Here is a 19,644-nt window from a genome sequence, read left to right as displayed (position 1 = left end):
GGGTACGACAACGGCGGCCCCGGATGCTCCGGAAGCCGCCGTCGATGCCCGTCACGCGCGCGTGGGGACGCCGTCTCAGCCCTTGCTGCTGTAGTTCGGCGCCTCGACCGTCATCTGGATGTCGTGCGGGTGGCTCTCCTTCAGGCCCGCCGAGGTGATCCGCACGAAGCGGCCCTTGGACTCCATCTCCGCGATGGTGGCGGCGCCGACGTAGCCCATGGTCTGGCGCAGGCCGCCGACGAGCTGGTGCAGCACGTTGGCCAGCGGGCCGCGGTAGGGCACCTGGCCCTCGACGCCCTCGGGGACGAGCTTGTCGTCGGAGGCGACCTCGGCCTGGAAGTAGCGGTCCTTGGAGTACGACCTGCCCTGGCCGCGGGACTGCATGGCGCCGAGCGAGCCCATGCCCCGGTAGGACTTGAACTGCTTGCCGTTGATGAACAGCAGCTCGCCCGGGGACTCCTCGCAGCCGGCGAGGAGGCTGCCCAGCATCACCGTGTCGGCGCCGGCGGCCAGCGCCTTGCCGATGTCGCCGGAGTACTGCAGGCCGCCGTCGCCGATCAGCGGGATGCCGGCGGGCCGGGCGGCGAGGGAGGCCTCGTAGATGGCGGTGACCTGGGGGACGCCGATGCCGGCGACCACCCGGGTGGTGCAGATGGAGCCCGGGCCCACGCCCACCTTGATGCCGTCCACACCCGCGTCGATCAGCGCCTGGGCGCCGTCACGGGTGGCGACGTTGCCGCCGATCACGTCGACGGACACACTGGACTTGATCTTGGACATCCAGCTCAGCGCGTTGCTGTTGTGGCCGTGCGAGGTGTCCACGACCAGGAAGTCCACACCGGCGTCGGCGAGCGCCTGGGCGCGCTCCAGCGCCTCGGGGCTGGCGCCGACCGCGGCGCCGACGAGCAGCCGGCCCTCGGCGTCCTTCGCGGCGTTGGGGTACTGCTCGGCCTTGACGAAGTCCTTGACCGTGATCAGGCCCTTCAGGACACCCTCGTCGTCGACCAGCGGCAGCTTCTCGATCTTGTGCTTGCGCAGCAGCTCCATGGCGTCCGGGCCGGAGATGCCGACCTTGCCGGTGACCAGCGGCATCGGGGTCATGACCTCGTGCACCCGGCGGGTGCGGTCGCTCTCGAAGGCCATGTCGCGGTTGGTCACGATGCCCAGCAGCTTGCCGGCCGGGTCGGTGACCGGGACGCCGCTGATGCGGAACTTCGCGCACAGCGCGTCCGCCTCGGCGAGCGTCGCGTCCGGGTGCACCGTGATCGGGTCGGTGACCATGCCGGACTCCGACCGCTTGACCAGGTCGACCTGGTTGACCTGGTCCTCGATGGACAGGTTGCGGTGCAGCACGCCGACACCGCCGAGGCGGGCCATCGCGATCGCCATCCGGGACTCGGTCACCTTGTCCATCGCCGCCGACAGCAGCGGGATGTTGACGCGGACGTTGCGCGAGATACGGGACGAGGTGTCGACCGCGCTCGGGAGCACCTCGGATGCGCCCGGCAACAGCAGCACGTCGTCGTAGGTCAGCCCGAGTGTCGCGAATTTCTCGGGCACTCCGTCGACGTTGGCAGTCATGACACCTTCCCCAAATGGCCTTGATCGGTGCGGATGTCCATGCTAACGGGAAGCATCGTCAGCACATTCCACGGTACGGGGTAACTTCAGGCTTCGTATGTTCGTACGGAAACGGACGGCAGGCCTGTTCAACAAGGGGAGCCGCTCAGGCTCCACGCACGGGCGTCACTGCTCGGCGAGCGCGCGCAGACGGCTCAGCGCCCGGTGCTGGGCGACCCGGACCGCGCCGGGTGACATTCCCAACATCTGCCCCGTCTCCTCCGCGGTCAAGCCCACGGCGATGCGCAGCAGGAGCAGTTCGCGCTGGTTCTCGGGGAGGCTGGCCAGCAGCTTCTTGGCCCACTCGGCGTCGCTGCTGAGCAGGGCGCGCTCCTCGGGTCCGAGGGAGTCGTCGGGACGCTCCGGCATCTCGTCGGAGGGGACGGCCGTGGAGCCCGGGTGGCGCATGGCGGCGCGCTGCAGGTCGGCCACCTTGTGGGAGGCGATGGCGAAGACGAACGCCTCGAAGGGGCGGCCGGTGTCGCGGTAGCGGGGCAGCGCGAGCAGGACGGCGACACAGACCTCCTGGGCGAGGTCCTCGACGAAGTGACGCGCGTCGCCCGGGAGCCGGGACAGCCGGGTGCGGCAATAGCGCAGCGCCAGCGGGTGGACGTGGGCGAGCAGATCGTGCGTGGCCTGCTCGTCCCCGTGGACGGCGCGATGGACGAGCGCACCGATCGCCCCGTGGGCCGTGCCCGCCTCGTCGTCGCGCATCGGTCCATGGTGCCTTGCGGCCGTCCGGTCCGTCGCATTGTGCTCGTGGTTGTGCACCGAAGCGTTATGAGCAGGTGCGCCGGCACTCATTCCCTGCGCCCTCCCCTTCCGCTCGACCGACTCGTCCCCGAGAGACTCCACATCTCAAGGATGCGGCATCCGCGCGGAAACGAGCAGCGCCCGTCCGGCGGGCCTCCTTGCGCGGCGCCCGCCGAGGCGTCCCGCGCCCTTTCACGCCGGTGGCACGGACGGCCCCGCCCTGTGCCTCCCGGCCCGCCGCCGGGCCACGCCGACCACGGGTGTTCACGGCGCGCGCGTCCGTCGCCGCGCCCGGCGCGCGCTCTGCCGCGCGGTTCCGCGGATGTGACGGGGACCATCTCCGGGTCCGCCCCTCGTGGACGCCTCACGGGCGCGTCCGAGGGCAACCGCGACACCCGGTACGGCATTTCACCGGCGCCCGCCGGGAACGAGGGCGCCGTCGTCGGGGTCATCGGCCCGCCGCCGCACGCGAGCGCAGCGCGCCCGTGCGCCGGCGGAGCGGGGGGACATGAGAAAGCGCGGCGCGCGCGTGCCCCGAACGCGTGGCGGTACGGCCCCCTGGCCGGGCCGTGCTTCGCCCGTGCGGGGCATGCTTCCGCCCGAGCCGCGCAGACCCGGGACCGGCCGACAGGGGCATGGAGCCGCGGGACGGGCAGCCGTCTCCCGCCCGTCCGGGACACCCCGGCACGCCACCGGCGCCGAGGCCGCCGCCGGCTCGGGGCGTCATCGGGGCCGCCGCGCCGCTGCCGAGCGTGTCGGCCCACCGTGGGACACGCCCCGGATCCACCGGGACGCCCACCGGAAGCGTGGAGCGCGTGCGTCCGCCCAGCCGCATCCGGCCAGGGCCCGGCGCGTACGCCCGCGCACCCCGGGCGCCCGGCACGGTGCCGTAACGCCCTCGTGGTCGCGCCGGCGGACGGGTCCGCGCCCGGATGCGCTGCTGCCGGGGAGGCGGACGCGCGCCCGGTGCCGGGCGGTCCCGCCTGCCCCGCAGGGCTGGGCACTGTCTACCGGACCAGTCCCCAGCGGAAGCCGAGCGCCACCGCGTGGGCCCGGTCCGAGGCGCCGAGCTTCTTGAACAGGCGGCGCGCGTGCGTCTTGACGGTGTCCTCGGAGAGGAACAGCTCGCGGCCGATCTCGGCGTTGGAGCGGCCGTGGCTCATGCCTTCCAGCACCTGGATCTCACGCGCGGTGAGCGTGGGCGCGGCGCCCATCTCGGCCGAGCGCAGCCGGCGCGGGGCCAGCCGCCAGGTGGGGTCGGCGAGGGCCTGCGTCACCGTGGCCCGCAGCTCGGCGCGCGAGGCGTCCTTGTGCAGATAGCCCCGGGCGCCGGCGGCGACCGCGAGGGCCACGCCGTCCAGGTCCTCGGCGACGGTGAGCATGATGATGCGCGCGCCGGGGTCGGCGGACAGCAGCCGGCGCACGGTCTCCACGCCGCCCAGGCCGGGCATGCGCACGTCCATCAGGATGAGGTCGGAGCGGTCGGCGCCCCAGCGGCGGAGGACTTCCTCGCCGTTGGCCGCCGTCGTCACGCGCTCGACGCCGGGCACGGTCGCGACCGCGCGACGGAGCGCTTCTCGGGCAAGCGGGGAGTCGTCGCAGACGAGGACGGATGTCATGACCGCCCTCCGCAGCTGATGCGCGTCACCTTGAGCCTCCAGGCTGGTACGGAATCTCACCTGTGCGGTCGACCGTCTCGGACGCCTGCCCGAGCGCTTGTGTTTTCAACCGCCTCCGCACTCTCAACGACGGTCACTCGAAAGAGTTACGGGGCTACATGCCGTCTTCGGCACTCTACGTGAGGGTTCCGACACGGCGCAGACATGGACGGCAGACCCTCAACTTTTCATCACAACTATGCCCCGTTTGGATCCATTTCTTCCCGTTTCGCGGTGTCCGCGGCTAGATTCGCAATGAGTCATATTTTCATCTCCTTAGACCGGAGATGTACGGTCGATGGCACCGTATCCGCTCAGAACGGCTACAAGGGGTCACGTAATGGCAGATTTCTCCCGCCTTCCCGGACCGAACGCGGACCTGTGGGACTGGCAGCTGCTGGCTGCCTGCCGCGGCGTGGACAGCTCGCTCTTCTTCCACCCCGAGGGCGAGCGCGGGGCGGCTCGGAGCGCTCGCGAGAACTCGGCCAAGGAGGTCTGCATGAGGTGCCCTGTCCGCGCGGAGTGCGCGGCGCATGCGCTGGCGGTGCGCGAGCCGTACGGCGTCTGGGGCGGCCTGACCGAGGACGAGCGTGAGGAGTTGATGGGGCGCGCGCGCAACCGCCTGGTGACCGCCTCGGCCACCGGCACGGACGCGGCCCGGAATCACTGAAGGAACGATTCTGCACCCGTGGATCACCGGGTGCGCTTGCCTCCCCCAGGGCACGTCACGTCGTCACGTGCGTGCCCTCGACTCTGCCTCCGGATCCTCCGGCCCGCTTCGGAAGCCCGACCCCGCTTCCGGACGCCCGGGCCCGCCCTGTGATCCCCCACCCGGCCTCGGCTCCCGGGCCCGCTGCGCCGGCGGCCCGGACCCCGCCTCCGGCTCCCCTGCCGGCGCCCGCGTCCGGATCCCCGCGCCGGCCCCGCGCCCGGATCCGCTACGACGGACGACCCGCCGCCCGCGCCAGCTGCTCCAGCGTGGCCGCGACGGCCGGCACCCGGGCCAGGTCGGGCAGGGTGAGGGCGACGATCTCGCGCCGTACCGCCGGTTCCAGCCGTACCGTGCGCACGCCCCTGGGCCGTACCGACTCCACGGCCAGCTGGGGCAGTACGGCGACGCCCAGGCCCGCGCCGACCAGGCCGACCACCGCGGGATAGTCGTCCGTGGCGAAGTCGATGCGCGGGGTGAAGCCCGCACCCTCGCACACCTCGACCAGCTGGCCGCGGCAGCGCGGGCAGCCCGCGATCCAGGGCTCCCCCGCCAGCTCCCCGATCGCGACGCTCTCCGCCCGGCCGAGCCGGTGCCGCTCCGGCACCAGGGCCACCAGGCGGTCCATCAGCAGCGGCCGTACGACCAGGTCGTCCCAGTCCTCGGCGACGGCCGCGCCCTCGTAACGGAAGGCCACGGCCAGGTCGCAGTCGCCGTCGCGCAGCAGCTCCACGGACCTCGGCGGCTCGGCCTCCTCCAGGGAGACGCGGGTGCCGGGGTGGGCGGCGCGCAGGGCGGCCAGGGCGGTGGGGACCAGGGTGGAGCTTCCGCTGGGGAACGAGACCAGCCGGACCCGGCCGGCCCTCAGGCCCGCGATGGCGGCGATCTCCTCCTCGGCGGCGGTGAGCCCGGCGAGGATGCCGGAGGCGTGTCTGACCAGGGCCTCGCCGGCCTGGGTCAGGCGCATCTCGCGGCCGCTACGGACCAGCAGCGGGGTGCCGACCGAGGTTTCCAGGGCCTTCATCTGCTGGCTGACGGCGGGCTGGGTGCAGCCCAGCTCGCGCCCCGCCGCCGAGAAGGAACCGGTGGTGGCGACGGCGCGCAGGACGCGGAGATGACGGGCCTCGATCACCCTTCGAGCATAAGGGACTCTTGGGGGCGGTGTGCGATATTCGCTCGACGCTTTGAGGTTCGGTCCCGTACCTTCACGGCCATGAAGCTTCTCTCGGTCAATCTGGGCCGCCCGCAGCCGGTGCCGTACACCGAACAGCGGCAGGGCGTGACGGGCATCGACAAGAGGCCGGCCGACGGTCCGGTGCGGGTAGCGGCCCCGGGACCCAAGGGGGTCGGCGGGAGCGGGCTGGCCGGGGACGCGGTGTGCGAACTGCGGCATCACGGCGGGGACGACCAGGCGGTGTACGCCTACGCGCGCGAGGACCTCGACGACTGGGAGCGCGAACTGGGCCGGTCGCTGGCCAACGGCTGCTTCGGGGAGAACCTGACGACGGACGGCCTGGAGGTCTCCGGCGCCCTGATCGGCGAGCGCTGGCGGATCGGCTCCGAGGTGGTCCTCGAGGTGACCTCGGGCCGTATCCCGTGCCGCACGTTCCAGGGCCACATGGGCGAGCGCGGCTGGGTCAGGAGGTTCACACGGAAGGGCGCAACCGGTGCCTACCTCCGGGTGATCGAGCCGGGCGAGATACGGGCGGGCGACCCGATCGAGATCGTGCACCGGCCGGACCACGGGGTGACGGCGACGCTGGAGTTCCGCGCGGTCACCACCGAGCGGGAGCTGCTGCCACGGCTGCTCGCGGCGGGCGAGGCGCTGCATCCGGAGTCCCTGGCGGCGGCACGCAAGTACGTGGCTCAGCAGGCCCACTGACGGTGCGTCAGCCGAGGGGCGGCGAGGGCCGGGTGGGGGCGACCTGGGCACCCGCGGACGGGACCGCACCCACGCTCGCGCACGCGTCGCCCCCGCAGGCCGAGGCCGGCGGACGCGGTGGCTCCGGGTCACTAACCTTGGGTCATGACAACGGCTCTGATTACGGGATCGACCGCGGGAATCGGTGCCGCGTTCGCGCGGCGGCTGGCGGCTGACGGGCACGACCTGGTCCTGGTCGCGCGAGACACCAAACGGCTGCGGGAGCAGGCGACCGAACTGCACGACCGGCACGGCATCGAGGTGGAGGTGCTGACCGCCGACCTCGCCGAGGACAAGGGCATCGACACGGTCGCCGACCGCCTCGGCGACCGGAAGAACCCGGTCGACCTGCTGGTCAACAACGCCGGCTTCGGCAACAAGGGCCGCTATCTCGACGTATCCATGGCCGACGAGCTGAGGATGCTCAAGGTGCACTGCGAGGCGGTGCTCCGGCTGACCTCTGCGGCGGCCGGGGCGATGTGCGAGCGCGGCCGGGGCGGAGTCGTCAACGTCGCCTCCGTGGCCGCGTTCGTGCCGCGCGGCACCTACGGCGCGTCCAAGGCGTGGGTCGTGCAGTTCACCCAGGGCGCGGCCAAGGACCTGGCGGGCAGCGGCGTCCGGCTGATGGCGCTGTGCCCCGGCTTCGTGCGCACCGAGTTCCACCAGCGGGCCGGGATGGGCACGGACAACATCCCGGGCTGGATGTGGCTGGACGCCGACAAGCTGGTCGCGGCGGCCCTGGCCGACCTGGCCCGCGGCAAGACCCTGTCGATCCCCGACCCGCGCTACAAGGCGCTGATGGGCCTGGTGAAGGTGACCCCGCGCGGACTGCTGGGCGGGATCACGTCGAAGACGGGTCGGAAGTACGGGCCGCAGTAGGAGTTCCCGGGCGCTTCCCTGAAAGGGACATACGAGCCGTACGCGAATAAACTGGGTTGGCGTTCTCTGCCGGTCCGGGAGGCGGCGTCATGACCTTCGTGCAGCTCATCGAGTGCCGGACGAGCCGGCTGGACGAGATGAACCGGCTCATCGACGACTGGGTCGCGCAGACCAGGGGAAAGCGGACGGCGACGCACGCGCTGGTCGGCAAGGACCGGTCGGACGCGTCGCACATCGTGGAAGTGGTGGAGTTCCCGTCCTACGAGGAGGCGCTGCGGAACTCCCGCCTCCCGGAGACCGACAGAATCTTCCATCAGATGGCCGCCCTGTGCGACGAGACGCCGACGTTCATCGATCTGGACGTCGTACTGCGGGAGACACCGGCCGAGGACACGGTGCGCCGGTTCTACGCGGCGCTCGCGGACCCCGGCGAACTGCCGCCGCTCAACGACCTGCTGGACGAGGACGTCCACAGCCACGACCCGGTGAACCCGCAGGACACCATCGGGCTGGACAACGCCCGCAGCGAGTTCCGGATGTGGCGGGGCGGCTTCGACTTCACGTTCACGGTCGACGACCTGCTCGCCCAGGGCGACCGGGTGTGCGCGCGCTGGACCTGGAACGCCACGCACAAGGGCGACTTCCTCGGCATCCCGCCCACCGGCAGGCAGGTCGCCATGACCGGGATGACGCTGTTCCGGTTCACCGCCGACGGCAAGATCGCGGAGATGTGGTGGCAGGACGACCAGCTGGGGCTGATGCAACAGCTCGGCGCGCTGGACGAGTTGGAGCAGTAGCCGGCCGGGCAGGCCGTAGGGGCTTTCCGTCGCCGGCGCGGACCGGCCCGGCAAGGCACGGAAAGCGGGTTCGAACGCGCCAGTGCCCGGCCCCCCGCAGGGGGCCGGGCACCGTCGGCTCAGGTCAGCCGGAGTTCAGCGCGGCGCTCAGTGGGCGTGGCCGTGGCCGTGGCCCGCGGCGGCCGGCTCTTCCTCTTCCTTCTTCTCTACGACCAGGGTCTCGGTCGTGAGCAGCAGGGAGGCGATGGAGGCGGCGTTCTCCAGGGCGGAGCGGGTGACCTTGACCGGGTCGATGACGCCGGCCTTGATCAGGTCGCCGTACTCGCCGGTGGCGGCGTTGTACCCCTGGCCCTTCTCCAGGTCCTTGACCTTGGAGACGATGACGTAGCCCTCCTGGCCGGCGTTCTCGCCGATCCAGCGCAGCGGCTCGACCACGGCGTTGCGGACGACCGAGACACCGGTGGCCTCGTCGCCGGCCTTGCCGAGGTTGCCGTCGAGGACCTTGGAGGCGTGCACCAGGGCGGAGCCACCACCGGAGACGATGCCCTCCTCGACCGCGGCGCGGGTCGCGGAGATGGCGTCCTCCAGGCGGTGCTTCTTCTCCTTCAGCTCCACCTCGGTGGCGGCGCCGACCTTGATCACGCACACGCCGCCGGCCAGCTTCGCAAGGCGCTCCTGGAGCTTCTCGCGGTCCCAGTCGGAGTCGGTGTTCTCGATCTCGGCCTTGATCTGCGCGACGCGGCCCTGCACGTCCTCGGACTTGCCGGCGCCGTCGACGATCGTGGTGTCGTCCTTGGTGACCGTCACGCGGCGGGCGGAGCCCAGCACGTCCAGGCCGACCTGGTCGAGCTTGAGGCCGACCTCCTCGGAGATGACGGTGGCGCCGGTGAGGACGGCCATGTCCTGCAGCATCGCCTTGCGGCGGTCGCCGAAGCCGGGGGCCTTCACCGCGACGGCGTTGAAGGTGCCGCGGATCTTGTTGACGACCAGGGTCGACAGGGCCTCGCCCTCGACGTCCTCGGCGATGATCAGCAGCGGCTTGGAGGAGCCGGCCTGGATGACCTTCTCCAGCAGCGGCAGCAGGTCCGCGATGGCGGAGATCTTGCCCTGGTGGATCAGGATGTACGGGTCGTCGAGGACGGCCTCCATGCGCTCCTGGTCCGTGACGAAGTACGGCGACAGGTAGCCCTTGTCGAAGGCCATGCCCTCGGTGAAGTCCAGCTCCAGACCGAAGGTGTTGGACTCCTCGACGGTGATGACGCCGTCCTTGCCGACCTTGTCCATCGCCTCGGCGATCAGCTCGCCGACCTGCTGGTCCTGGGCGGACAGCGCGGCGACGGCGGCGATGTCGGACTTCTCGTCGATCGGACGGGCCGAGGCGAGCAGCTCGTCGGAGACGGCCTTGACCGCGGCGTCGATGCCCTTCTTCAGAGCGGCCGGGGAGGCGCCGGCGGCGACGTTCTTCAGGCCCTCGCGGACCAGCGCCTGGGCGAGCACGGTGGCGGTGGTGGTGCCGTCACCCGCGATGTCGTTGGTCTTGGTCGCCACCTCCTTCACCAGCTGCGCGCCGAGGTTCTCGTACGGGTCCTCGATCTCGACCTCGCGGGCGATCGTGACACCGTCGTTGGTGATGGTGGGGGCGCCGAACTTCTTGTCGATGACGACGTTGCGGCCCTTCGGGCCGATCGTCACCTTCACCGTGTCGGCCAGCTTGTTGACGCCGCGCTCGAGGGCGCGACGGGCGTCCTCGTCGAACTTCAGGATCTTCGCCATGACAGCGGGAGCCCTCTCGGAAATCTGTGGGTGGTAAGACAACTGCGCCCCGGGCGCCCGGCTTCGTTATCGGTCGCGGGGGCCAGGGGCGCAGCTCAAGAGCAGAAGGTGCTCGAGGTGATCACTTCTCGATGACCGCGAGCACGTCGCGGGCCGAGAGGACGAGGTACTCCTCGCCGTTGTACTTCACCTCGGTGCCGCCGTACTTGCTGTAGAGGACGACGTCGCCGACCTTGACGTCGAGCGGAAGGCGCTCGCCGTTCTCGAAACGGCCCGGGCCCACGGCGAGGACGGCGCCCTCCTGGGGCTTCTCCTTCGCGGTGTCCGGGATGACCAGGCCAGAGGCGGTGGTCTGCTCCGCATCCAGCGGCTGGACCACGATGCGGTCCTCGAGCGGCTTGATGGCAACCTTGGAGCTGGTGGTCGTCACGATCCGACCTCCCCCTTCGGAGATCTCACGGGGTTAACTGTCTGAGGTGGCGACCAGGTCGATCCGTCGTCGCGGGTGCCGGACCTGCCCGTCGCGTTGTTGGCACTCTCCCTGGGGGAGTGCCAGAGCCGAGACTATGACCGCGATTAGCACTCGGTCAAGCGGAGTGCCAATGCCGTGCGGCGCGTCGGCGGAATTCCGGATCGCGCCGGGTGTTTTTCGTGCGCCGGTGTGCCCCGTGCCGGTCAGTTCAGGTAGTCCTCCAGCCGTCCCACCGTCAGCCCCCGCTGCTGCACCCTGCGCAGCAGCCGGGCCGTGCGCTCGCGCAGGCTCGGGCCCGTCGTCTCGTCGGGGCCGACCAGGATGATGTCGCCGGGGCGCAGGCGGTGCTCGCCGTGGAGGTAGACGAGGTCGGCCGGGGTCATCGCGGCGCGCCACAGGACGAGCGCGGAGATGCCGCAGTCGGACGCGGCGTGCAGGGTGGTGGCGTCGTACGAGCCGTAGGGCGGACGGAAGAGACGGGGGCGTACGCCGAGGCGGGCGGCGAGCCGGTCCTGCTGCCCGCAGATCTCGCTCCGCTGGCCGGGGTACGGCAGCCCGGCCAGCGCGCGGTGGTCGACGGTGTGGTTCTCGATGCCGGCGCCCAGCCGGCGCAGGCGGGCGAAGTGGCCGTAGCCGGGGCCGGCGATGCTGTCGGTGAGGAACATGCTGACCGGCAGGCCGAGTTCGCGGACCATGTCGACGAAGCGGGGGTCCCGGTCGGCGCCGTCGTCGTAGGTGAGGAAGACGACCCGGTCCTGGGTGGGGATGTGGTCGACGACGCGGGGCAGGGACCGGCCGGCCGTATCCGGGGGCAGAAGGAGGGCGCGGGCGTCGGGCCGCGGCGGGCGGGCGAGGGGCTCGGCCAGGCCCCAGCGGCGGTAACTCCCGTCCGGGGCGGCGCCGTGCGGCCGTACCCCCTCGGCGGCCTTCCGGCCGAGCCGCTCGATGGGGTCGACGGACTGGGCGCAGCCGGCGAGGAGGAGGACCGAGGCGAGCAGCGCGAGGGCGCGCCGGGCGGTGCCGGAACGGGCCCTCCTGTCTCGTGCTCCCGGCCTCACAGGTAGTCCTCCAGGCGGGCCACGGCGTAGCCCTCGCGTGTGACCTTGTTCAGGAAGCGGCGCATGTCGTCGGTCATCGTGCCGTTCCAGTCGGAGCGGCCGCGGAAGTGGGTGAGGACGATGTCGCCGCGGTGGATCCGCTGGTCCTCCTCGCGGTACTCCCAGTGGTCGACGAAGACCTCCTCGTTCCAGATCGGCGCGTACCTGATGCCGCAGGACTTGGCGGCGCGCAGGGTGTCCTGGTTGTAGTTGCCGTACGGCGGCCGGAAGAGCGTCGGGCGCCTGCCGAACTGCCGCTCCATGATGTCCTGCATGGCGCAGATCTCGGTCCTCTGCTGCTCGTAGGACAGGCCCGGCAGGTACGGGTGGTGCAGGGTGTGGTTGTTCAGGGTGTGGCCGTAGGACTGCATCCTGCGGAAGTAGCCGTAGTCGTCCTTGATCAGGTAGTTGCTGAGGAACGCGGTGTACGGGATCCGCAGGTCCTCCATCATCCGCAGGAAGTCGGGGTCCTTCTCCGAGCCGTCGTCGATCGTGAGGAAGACGATCTTCTGCCGGGTGGGGACGCTGGTGAAGACCGGGGGCAGGTCCCAGTCCTCCTGGTGGCTCACCTCGAACCCGGCGCGCGCGGTGATCAGCGGCTTGCGCACGGGCGGCGGGGGCGGGGTCAGCGGGACCTCGTCGAGCCCCCAGCGCCGGGCGGCGGCGACCAGCCGGGCGTGCTCGGCGGCCCGGCGGGCGCTCTCGGCGTCTTTCCGGGGCCGGGGGCTCGGGGAGTGAGCGGGACCGCCCTGACCGGGCGCGGGACGGGGCTCGACGCGCGGCGCGCCGGAGCCGGTACAGCCCGACAGGAGCGCGGAACCCGCCAGCGCGACGGCCCCGCAGACCAGGACCAGATGCGTGAGATGCGTCCGGTTCTTATCGTTTTGTACGACGGCTCGCATGGTGCCGGATCTTCGCAGGCGCCGCCCCGGAACCCGCGGCGACACCGCCGCCGGCGGCGGACCGTCCACCGACTGGCCGACAATGACCGGGTGAACGACCTCGCTCTCCTCCTCACCCCCGAAGGCCGTGCCCTCCTCGACGAGGTCCGCGACACCGCCCCGGCCGACGAACTCGCCGTCGCCACCCGGCTGCGCCGCGACCACCCGGCCGCCCTGGTGTCGGCGGCGCTCGGCCAGGCCCGGCTGCGGCAGCGGGCGGCGGCGAAGTTCGGGGCGGCGGACGCGGGGCGGATGTTCTTCACGCCGAACGGGGTCGAGCAGTCGACGCGGGCGAGCGTGGCGGCGTACCGCGCGGAGCGGCTGGCGGGCCTCGGCGTGGCCTCGGTGGCCGACCTGTGCTGCGGGATCGGCGGGGACGCGATCGCGTTCGCCCGGGCGGGGATCCGGGTGCTCGCCGTGGACCGGGACCCGCTGACGGCCGCGACGGCACGGGCGAACGCCGAGGCGCTGGGGCTCGCCGAACTGATCGAGGTGCGGGAGGCGGACGTCACCGAGGTGGAGACGGGCGGGTACGACGCGGTGTTCGTCGACCCGTCGCGGCGCGGCGGGCGATCCGGAGGGGCCGCGCGCAGCGCGTCGGTGAGAGGTGGTGGTCGGGCGACGGGCGGGCGCGTCTTCGACCCCGAGGCCTACTCCCCTCCCCTGTCCTGGGCAGTCGGGGCCGCCCGCAGGGCACCCCGTGCCGCGCTGAAGGTCGCGCCCGGCATCCCGCACGAGGCCGTGCCCGCCGACGCCGAGGCCGAGTGGGTGTCGGACGGCGGGGACGTGAAGGAGGCGGTGCTGTGGTTCGGCACCGAGCCGGGCGCGGTGCGCGCCACCCTGCTGCCCGGCCCGCGCGCACTGCGCGGCACCGGGCTGCCCGATCCCGGGGTACGGCCGGTGGGCCGCTATCTGTACGAGCCCGACGGCGCCGTCATCCGCGCCCATCTGGTCGCCGAGGTGGCCGAGCAACTGGACGGCGGGCTGATCGACCCCACCATCGCCTACGTCACCGCCGACGAGCTGCGCCCGACGCCGTACGCCTCCGCCTACGAGATCACCGACCACCTGCCCTTCAACGTCAAGAAGCTGAAGGCGCTGCTGCGGGAGCGGGAGGTCGGCACGCTGACCGTGAAGAAGCGCGGTTCGGCCGTCGAGCCGGAGGAACTGCGCCGGAAGGTCAAGCCGCAGGGCCCGAACGCGGCGACCGTGTTCCTGACCCGGGTGGCGGGGGCACCGGCGATGCTCGTGGGGCGGCCGGTCTAGGGCCCGGGTGCGGGCTCGGCCGCGCGACGCAGCAGCAGGTCGCGCTCCGGGCCGTTGCGGGCCAGGGCGGCGGCGCGGGTGAACTCCGTGCGTGCCTCGGCCGTGCGGCCCAGGCGGGCGAGGAGGTCGCCGCGGACGCTGGGCAGCAGGTGGTAGCCGCGCAGGGCGGGTTCGGCGGCGAGGGCGTCGACCAGTTTCAGGCCCTCGGCGGGGCCGTCGGCCATGGACACGGCGACCGCGCGGTTCAGCTCGACCACGGGCGAGGGGGCGCGGGCGGCCAGCAGGCCGTAGAGGGTGGCGATGGTGCGCCAGTCGGTCTCCTCGTACGTGTACGCGCGCGCGTGGCAGGCGGCGATGGCCGCCTGGAGGGCGTAGGGGCCGGGGGCGCCGGTCGCGGTGGCGCCGGCGCGTTCCAGTGCCCGCACGCCGCGGGCGATGAGCAGGCGGTTCCAGCGGCGGCGGTTCTGGTCCCTCAGCAGGACCGGCTCGCCGTGCGGGCCGGTGCGGGCGGCCGCGCGGGAGGCCTGGAACTCCAGCAGCGCGGTCAGGGCGTGCACCTCCGGCTCCTTCGGCATCAGCGCGGACAGGACGCGGGCCAGCCGCAGCGCGTCCTCGCACAGGCCGGGGCGGAGCAGATCGTCGCCGGCGGTCGCCGCGTACCCCTCGTTGAAGATCAGGTAGATGACGTCCAGGACGGAGCCGAGGCGGGCCTCGCGGTCGGGGCCGTAGGGCACCTCGAAGGCGACGTTCTTCTTCGCCAGGGTGCGTTTGGCGCGCACGATGCGCTGGGCGACCGTGGGCTCCGGGACCAGGTGGGCGCGGGCGATCTCGGCCGTGGTCAGGCCGCCGAGCAGCCGCAGGGTGAGCGCGGTGCGGGCCTCGCGGGACAGCACCGGGTGGCAGGCGGTGAACACCAGCCGGAGCAGGTCGTCGTCGATGTCGTCCGGGTCGGCGGGAACCTCCGGCGGCGCCGCCGTCTCCAGGTCCCGGCCGATCTCGGCGAGCTTGCGGGCGTACGTCTCGCGGCGCCGGACCAGGTCGACGGCGCGGTGCCGGGCGGTGGCCATGAGCCAGGCGCCGGGGTTGTCGGGCACCCCGTCGCGCGGCCACCGCTCCAGGGCGGCGACCAGCGCGTCCTGGGCCAGTTCCTCGGCGATCCCGACGTCCCGCACGATCCGGGCGACCCCGGCGATGACCCGGGGTGACTCCAGCCGGAACACGGTCTCGATGGCATGGGCGGCGGCGGACCCGGGGCCGGTCCCGGCGGGTGCCTCGGCCTGGGCGGACCCGGGGGCCGCCGGGGCGTGCGCGGAACCGCGGGCCGTCGCGGCCTCCCGTGTCCCGCGGGCCGGGGGTGCGCTGTGCCGTGCTGCTGGGGGCTGCTGTTCCACAGCCCACCATGCAACACCCCCGTACGGCACAGCGCCAGGCATCTCAGCCCTCGGCGATCTCGCGCACCTCACAGGTCACGGTCCAGTACTCCTCGTGGGTCCTGAGGAACCGCTTGGTCCACTCCAGGGCCTCGTCCATGTCCTTGCACTGCATCAGGGCGTAGCCGCCGATGACCTCCTTGGACTCGGTGAACGGCCCGTCCGTGACGGTGAGGTCGCCGCCCTCCCAGCGCACCCGCTTGCCCTGGGTGTGCGGGGTGAGCCCGGCGGTGTCGAGCATGACGCCGGCCTTGGTGATCTCCTCGATGAGCGCGCCCATGCGCTCCATCAGCTCGGGGCTGGGGCCCTCGGGCGGCGTGGTGGTCTCGTCGACGCGCACGATCGACAGGTAACGGGGCATGGTGACTCCTTCGGCCGGGCGGCGGGGCCTGTCCCCGCCGCTCACCCATGCGTCGAACGGACCGGGCCCCGGATCGACACGGTCACCGGTTTTTTTCCGCCTTCCGCTCTGCCGCCGTCCTATGCGGCCAGGGACGCCCACAGCTCGCGCGCCGCCGGCTCCTCGGCGATCACCCGGTTGTGGTCGGACGGGGCGGTGACGACCGGCATCATCACCGTCCGCACCCGGTCGGCGCTCAGGCCCTTCAGGCTCTGCCCGAGCCGCATCAGCTCGCTCAGCGAGTCCAGGCCGGTGTCCGTGGTGAGCCCGGAGGTGACCGCGTCGGCGACCCGGTACAGCCGGGCCGGGTCGGTGAGCAGCCGGGTGCTGCTCATCTGCTCCAGCAGGTCCTTCACCAGCATCTGCTGCAGCCCTATGCGGCCGAGGTCGCTGCCGTCGCCTATGCCGTGCCGGGTGCGGGCGAGCGCGAGGGCCTGCTTGCCGTCGAGGTGGTGGGGACCCGCCTTCACGTGCAGATGGCTCTGGTCGTCGTCGATGTCCTGCGGGACGGTGACGTCGACCCCGCCGAGCGCGTCGACCAGCTTCGCGAAGCCGGAGAAGTCGATCTCGAGGTAGTGGTCCATGCGCAGGTGCGTGATCGACTCGACGGTCTTCACCGCGCACACCGGACCGCCCACCGCGTAGGCGCTGTTGAACATCGCGCCGTACGCCACCGCGGTCGAGCCGCCGGAGGCGAGCGGGCAGGACGGGCGGGTGACGAGGGTGTCGCGCGGGATGCTGACCACGGTGGCCTTCGTCCGGCCGGCGTCGAGATGCACGACCATCGCCGTGTCCGAGCGGGCGCCGGAGCTGTCGCCGCCGCCCAGTTCCTTGTTGGCCTTGCCGCTGCGCGAGTCCGAGCCGAGGACCAGGATGTTCAGGGAGCCGGCCGGGAGCGGGGCGGCGGCCGGGGCGCTCGCGGAGGGGGTGGTCTCCGCGCGCGCGGGCCGGTCGCCGCCGAGCGCGCTGTCGATGTCGACGCTTTTGATGTTGTGGTTGAGATGCCAGTACGCCCAGCCCACCACGGCAGTGCCCAGCACCAGGGCGCCCGCCAGGGTGAGGCCGACGATCCGCAGCGCTCCCGACCGCCGGCCCACCCGTCTGCCCGCTTCGCCCTGCTCCTCGTCGTGCTCCATGTGTCGCGTCACGCGAGGAACGTAAGTCCGAATTATTAGGGGACTGTTAGCAGAACTTCCGAACGCCGGACTTCTTGGGAAATTCTCATCCGAGTGTCACTGTGGGCACCGGATTGCTGCCGCTCCAGGAACCGTTGAAGCCGAAGGTCACCGAACCGCCGTCCGGCACCGTCCCGTTGTACGAGGCGTTGGCGCAGGACACCGCCGTGCCGGACTGGGTGCAGGTGGCGTTCCAGGCCTGGGTGATCCGCTGGCCGGCGCCGAACGTCCAGTTCACCTTCCACGACGACAGCGAGGCGCCGGAGCAGGAGATGGTGACCTGGCCGGTGAAGCCGGTGTCCCACTGGCTGCTCACCCCGTAGGCGGCGGTGCAGGCGCCGCTCGGGGGCGGGGTGGTGCCGCCGCTGCCACTGCCGCCGAGCGCCTCAGCGATGCCGTAGTACGCCGGTTTCGGCTGGTAGTTCTCGTCGTACGGGGTCGCCGCGCCGTAGCCGGGGAAGGTGCTCGGCACCCAGGAGTCGGCGTCGGTGAAGCCCCACACGGTGACGTTCACGCAGCGGGTCACGGCAGCGCAGGCGGCCACGACGGACTTGAAGTCGGCCTTCTGCTGGGCGAGCTTGGCGGCGTCGGCGGGCAGCTGCATGCGGACGTCCAGCTCGGTGATCGCCACGTCCACGCCGAGGTCGGCGAAGCGCTGGATGTTCTGCTGCAGGGTGCTCGGCACCTGGCCGAGGATCAGATGGGCCTGGAGGCCGACGCCGTCGATCGGGACACCCTGCGCCTTGAGGGACTTGACCAGGTTGTACAGGGCGTCCGACTTCGCGTTCACGCCCTCGACGTTGTAGTCGTTGATGTACAGCTTGGCGTCGGGGTCGGCGGCGTGCGCCCAGGTCAGGGCGCTGGCGATATAGCCGGAGCCGAGGCCGTTGTACCAGATCGAGGAGCGGTAGCTGCCGTCCTCGTTGAAGGGCTCGTTGACCACGTCCCAGGCGGTGATCTTGCCCTTGTAGCGGCCGACCTCGGTGCTGATGTGGTTCTGCAGCAGGCTGCCGAGCTGGGCGGAGGTCCAGCTGCCGTTCGTCAGCCAGCTCGGGTTCTGGCTGTGCCAGACCAGGGTGTGGCCGCGCACCTGCTGGTGGTGGGCCTGGGCGAAGGCCACGATCTGGTCGGCCTCGGTCCAGTTGAAGGTGCCCCGGCTGGGCTCGACGGTCTCCCACTTCATGGCGTTGCCGGGGGTCAGCGAGCTGAACTGGGCGCCGGTGATGTCGCCGTAGGTGCCGGTGAGCTTGGAGCCGGTGACGGCGGTGCCGACGACCTTGCCCTTGGCGGCGGCGAGGTCGCGCAGCGGAGTGTCGGCGGCGTGTGCTGCGGACGCCGTGAACAGCAGCGCGACACCGGTCAGCAGGGACGCGAGGGGTAAGCCGAGTCTGAGAGATCTCATGGCGGGCCTCCGAAAGTTTCGGTTTGGTAACCGACTGACTTCGGAGGAGTGTGGGGGCGTCCACCCCACCCGTCAATACGTCAACTTCCGGCCACCGGCGTCACGCGCTCGCGGGCGCCACCGTGCTGGACCGCACCACCAGGCTGGTCGCCAGCTCCATGCGGGTCGCGGCGCGCTCCTCCGGCTCGCGCCCCAGCTCCAGCACCAGCCGGGCGGCGGCCTCGGCCATCTCGGTCAGCGGCTGCCGTACGGTCGTCAGCGGCGGGCCGACCCAGCGGGCCACGGGCAGGTCGTCGAAGCCCACCACGCTGAGGTCCTCCGGGATGCGCAGGCCCAGCTCGCGGGCGGCCTCGTACAGGCCGAGCGCCTGGAGGTCGTTGCCCGCGAACACGGCCGTCGGCCGGTCCGGGCGGCGCAGCAGCGTCAGGCCCAGGCGGTAGCCGGCGTCGTGATGGAAGTCGCCGGCCACGATCAGCGAGGGGTCCACGGGCAGGCCGGCCGTCTCCAGCGCGGCGCGGTAGCCGTCGACGCGGGCGCGGGCGCACATCATCCGCGACGGGCCGCTGATCGCGCCGATCCGGGTGTGGCCGAGTTCCACCAGATGGCGGGTGGCGGCGAGGCCGCCCTGCCAGTTGGTGGCGCCGATGGAGGGCACGTCGGGGCCCGGGTCGCCGGCCGGGTCCATCACCACGAACGGGATGGAGCGGCTGGTCAGCAACGCCCGCTGGGACTCGTCGAGTTCGGACAGCACCAGCACCACGCCGTGCGGGCGGCGCGCGGCCACCTGGTCGGCCCAGGTGCGGCCCGGGGAGAGCCGGCCGGCCGACTCGGACAGCACCACGCTCAGCCCGGCGTCGCGGGCCACGTTCTCCACGCCCCGGATGACCTCCAGCGCCCAGGCGCTCTCCAGCTCGTGGAAGATCAGGTCGATCAGCGGGGACCGGGAGGCCTCGGCGCGCCGGCGCCGGTAGCCGTGGACGCGCAGCAGCCCCTCGACCCGGGTGCGGGTCGCGGGGGCGACGTCGGCGCGGCCGTTGAGCACCTTCGAAACAGTCGGAGCCGACACCCCGGCCGCACGGGCGATCTCGGCGAGGGTCGCGGTCTGCGTCTCTGCGGACTTCGAAGGCTTCATGCCCGCGATCGTATCCCCACCGACCCTCGCAGCGAAGGCGTCGGCCGCCCACATCGATTCCGGAACATTCGGCTGTAGACCCGAAATGTTCGAACGATTTCCGCGGCTTCCTCGGCGCTCCGCGAAGAAACGGCAAAAAGCATCCCCGGTGCGGCGCGCGTCCGGGCCGCGTCCCGGTGGCCCCTGGGAGGGTCGTGCCCTGCCGTCCCCCACACAGGA

The 19,644-nt window shown here is 72.1% G+C and carries 18 protein-coding genes; 5 read left to right on the top strand and 13 right to left on the bottom strand.

Annotation, left to right across the window (positions count from 1 at the left end; genetic code table 11):
- Nucleotides 1-75: 75 nt before the first annotated feature.
- The 3 genes from guaB to ACGFZN_RS28610 all read right to left on the bottom strand — a co-directional run bounded on the left by guaB (nt 76) and on the right by ACGFZN_RS28610 (nt 3,992).
- Nucleotides 76-1,581, bottom strand: a complete 1,506-nt coding sequence (guaB, locus tag ACGFZN_RS28620; RefSeq protein ID WP_393861344.1) for an IMP dehydrogenase — start codon at nt 1,579-1,581, stop codon at nt 76-78.
- Between the two features lie 165 nt (nt 1,582-1,746).
- Nucleotides 1,747-2,334, bottom strand: coding sequence for a sigma-70 family RNA polymerase sigma factor (locus ACGFZN_RS28615; protein ID WP_393861343.1), 588 nt, complete (start codon nt 2,332-2,334; stop codon nt 1,747-1,749).
- Between the two features lie 1,046 nt (nt 2,335-3,380).
- Nucleotides 3,381-3,992 carry a response regulator transcription factor gene (locus tag ACGFZN_RS28610; protein WP_003948568.1) on the bottom strand — a complete coding sequence of 204 codons (612 nt, stop codon included), beginning with the start codon at nt 3,990-3,992 and terminating at the stop codon, nt 3,381-3,383.
- A 379-nt stretch (nt 3,993-4,371) separates the two neighbouring features.
- On the opposite strand from ACGFZN_RS28610, the gene ACGFZN_RS28605 reads away from it, so the two are divergent.
- Nucleotides 4,372-4,701: a WhiB family transcriptional regulator gene (locus ACGFZN_RS28605; protein WP_393861342.1), complete on the top strand. Its 330-nt coding sequence runs from the start codon at nt 4,372-4,374 to the stop codon at nt 4,699-4,701.
- A gap of 268 nt (nt 4,702-4,969) precedes the next feature.
- Here the strand turns inward: ACGFZN_RS28605 and ACGFZN_RS28600 are convergent, their stop codons facing one another.
- Nucleotides 4,970-5,872: a LysR family transcriptional regulator gene (locus ACGFZN_RS28600; RefSeq protein ID WP_393861341.1), complete on the bottom strand. Its 903-nt coding sequence runs from the start codon at nt 5,870-5,872 to the stop codon at nt 4,970-4,972.
- Between the two features lie 81 nt (nt 5,873-5,953).
- Here ACGFZN_RS28600 and ACGFZN_RS28595 point away from each other — a divergent pair, with 81 nt between their 5' ends.
- The 3 genes from ACGFZN_RS28595 (at nt 5,954) to ACGFZN_RS28585 (ending at nt 8,337) form a co-directional block, all read left to right on the top strand.
- A complete protein-coding gene (locus tag ACGFZN_RS28595) occupies nt 5,954-6,622 on the top strand; it encodes an MOSC domain-containing protein (protein WP_393861340.1) in 669 nt (222 codons plus the stop codon).
- 144 nt (nt 6,623-6,766) lie between these two features.
- Entirely contained in the window at nt 6,767-7,540 is a 774-nt protein-coding gene (locus ACGFZN_RS28590; RefSeq protein ID WP_393861339.1) for an SDR family NAD(P)-dependent oxidoreductase, read from the top strand.
- 89 nt (nt 7,541-7,629) lie between these two features.
- Nucleotides 7,630-8,337, top strand: coding sequence for an ester cyclase (locus ACGFZN_RS28585; RefSeq protein ID WP_393861338.1), 708 nt, complete (start codon nt 7,630-7,632; stop codon nt 8,335-8,337).
- Nucleotides 8,338-8,484: 147 nt separating this feature from the next.
- Here ACGFZN_RS28585 and groL read toward each other — a convergent pair whose 3' ends face one another.
- The 4 genes from groL to ACGFZN_RS28565 form a co-directional block, all read right to left on the bottom strand.
- The gene (groL, locus tag ACGFZN_RS28580; protein WP_330338285.1) at nt 8,485-10,110 is read right to left on the bottom strand and encodes a chaperonin GroEL; all 1,626 of its coding nucleotides are present in this window, start codon (nt 10,108-10,110) and stop codon (nt 8,485-8,487) included.
- A gap of 121 nt (nt 10,111-10,231) precedes the next feature.
- On the bottom strand, nt 10,232-10,540 hold the full coding sequence (gene groES, locus ACGFZN_RS28575; protein WP_067050959.1) for a co-chaperone GroES: 309 nt from the start codon (nt 10,538-10,540) through the stop codon (nt 10,232-10,234).
- A 245-nt stretch (nt 10,541-10,785) separates the two neighbouring features.
- Nucleotides 10,786-11,640 (bottom strand): polysaccharide deacetylase family protein, encoded by an 855-nt coding sequence (locus ACGFZN_RS28570; RefSeq protein WP_393861337.1) that lies wholly within the window; start codon nt 11,638-11,640, stop codon nt 10,786-10,788.
- Entirely contained in the window at nt 11,637-12,581 is a 945-nt protein-coding gene (locus tag ACGFZN_RS28565) for a polysaccharide deacetylase family protein (protein WP_393861336.1), read from the bottom strand. Before ACGFZN_RS28565 ends, ACGFZN_RS28570 begins: the two co-directional genes overlap by 4 nt.
- 90 nt (nt 12,582-12,671) lie before the next feature.
- Here ACGFZN_RS28565 and ACGFZN_RS28560 point away from each other — a divergent pair, with 90 nt between their 5' ends.
- Nucleotides 12,672-13,886, top strand: coding sequence for a methyltransferase domain-containing protein (locus tag ACGFZN_RS28560; RefSeq protein ID WP_393861335.1), 1,215 nt, complete (start codon nt 12,672-12,674; stop codon nt 13,884-13,886).
- Here ACGFZN_RS28560 and ACGFZN_RS28555 read toward each other — a convergent pair.
- The 5 genes from ACGFZN_RS28555 to ACGFZN_RS28535 form a co-directional block, all read right to left on the bottom strand.
- Nucleotides 13,883-15,115: an RNA polymerase sigma factor gene (locus ACGFZN_RS28555; RefSeq protein ID WP_393861447.1), complete on the bottom strand. Its 1,233-nt coding sequence runs from the start codon at nt 15,113-15,115 to the stop codon at nt 13,883-13,885. The genes ACGFZN_RS28560 and ACGFZN_RS28555 overlap by 4 nt on opposite strands.
- Before the next feature lie 205 nt (nt 15,116-15,320).
- Nucleotides 15,321-15,677 (bottom strand): YciI family protein, encoded by a 357-nt coding sequence (locus ACGFZN_RS28550; protein WP_393861334.1) that lies wholly within the window; start codon nt 15,675-15,677, stop codon nt 15,321-15,323.
- A 119-nt stretch (nt 15,678-15,796) separates the two neighbouring features.
- The gene (locus tag ACGFZN_RS28545) at nt 15,797-16,852 is read right to left on the bottom strand and encodes an LCP family protein (protein ID WP_393861446.1); all 1,056 of its coding nucleotides are present in this window, start codon (nt 16,850-16,852) and stop codon (nt 15,797-15,799) included.
- Between the two features lie 85 nt (nt 16,853-16,937).
- Nucleotides 16,938-18,293, bottom strand: a complete 1,356-nt coding sequence (locus tag ACGFZN_RS28540; protein WP_393861333.1) for an endo-1,4-beta-xylanase — start codon at nt 18,291-18,293, stop codon at nt 16,938-16,940.
- A gap of 100 nt (nt 18,294-18,393) precedes the next feature.
- Complete coding sequence (locus ACGFZN_RS28535) at nt 18,394-19,425, bottom strand: LacI family DNA-binding transcriptional regulator (protein ID WP_393861332.1); 1,032 nt, start codon at nt 19,423-19,425, stop codon at nt 18,394-18,396.
- Between the last annotated feature and the right edge of the window lie 219 nt (nt 19,426-19,644).

The organism is Streptomyces sp. NPDC048192 (assembly GCF_043202415.1).
Lineage (GTDB): Bacteria > Actinomycetota > Actinomycetes > Streptomycetales > Streptomycetaceae > Streptomyces.
This window is presented reverse-complemented; position numbering and strand designations above follow the sequence as displayed.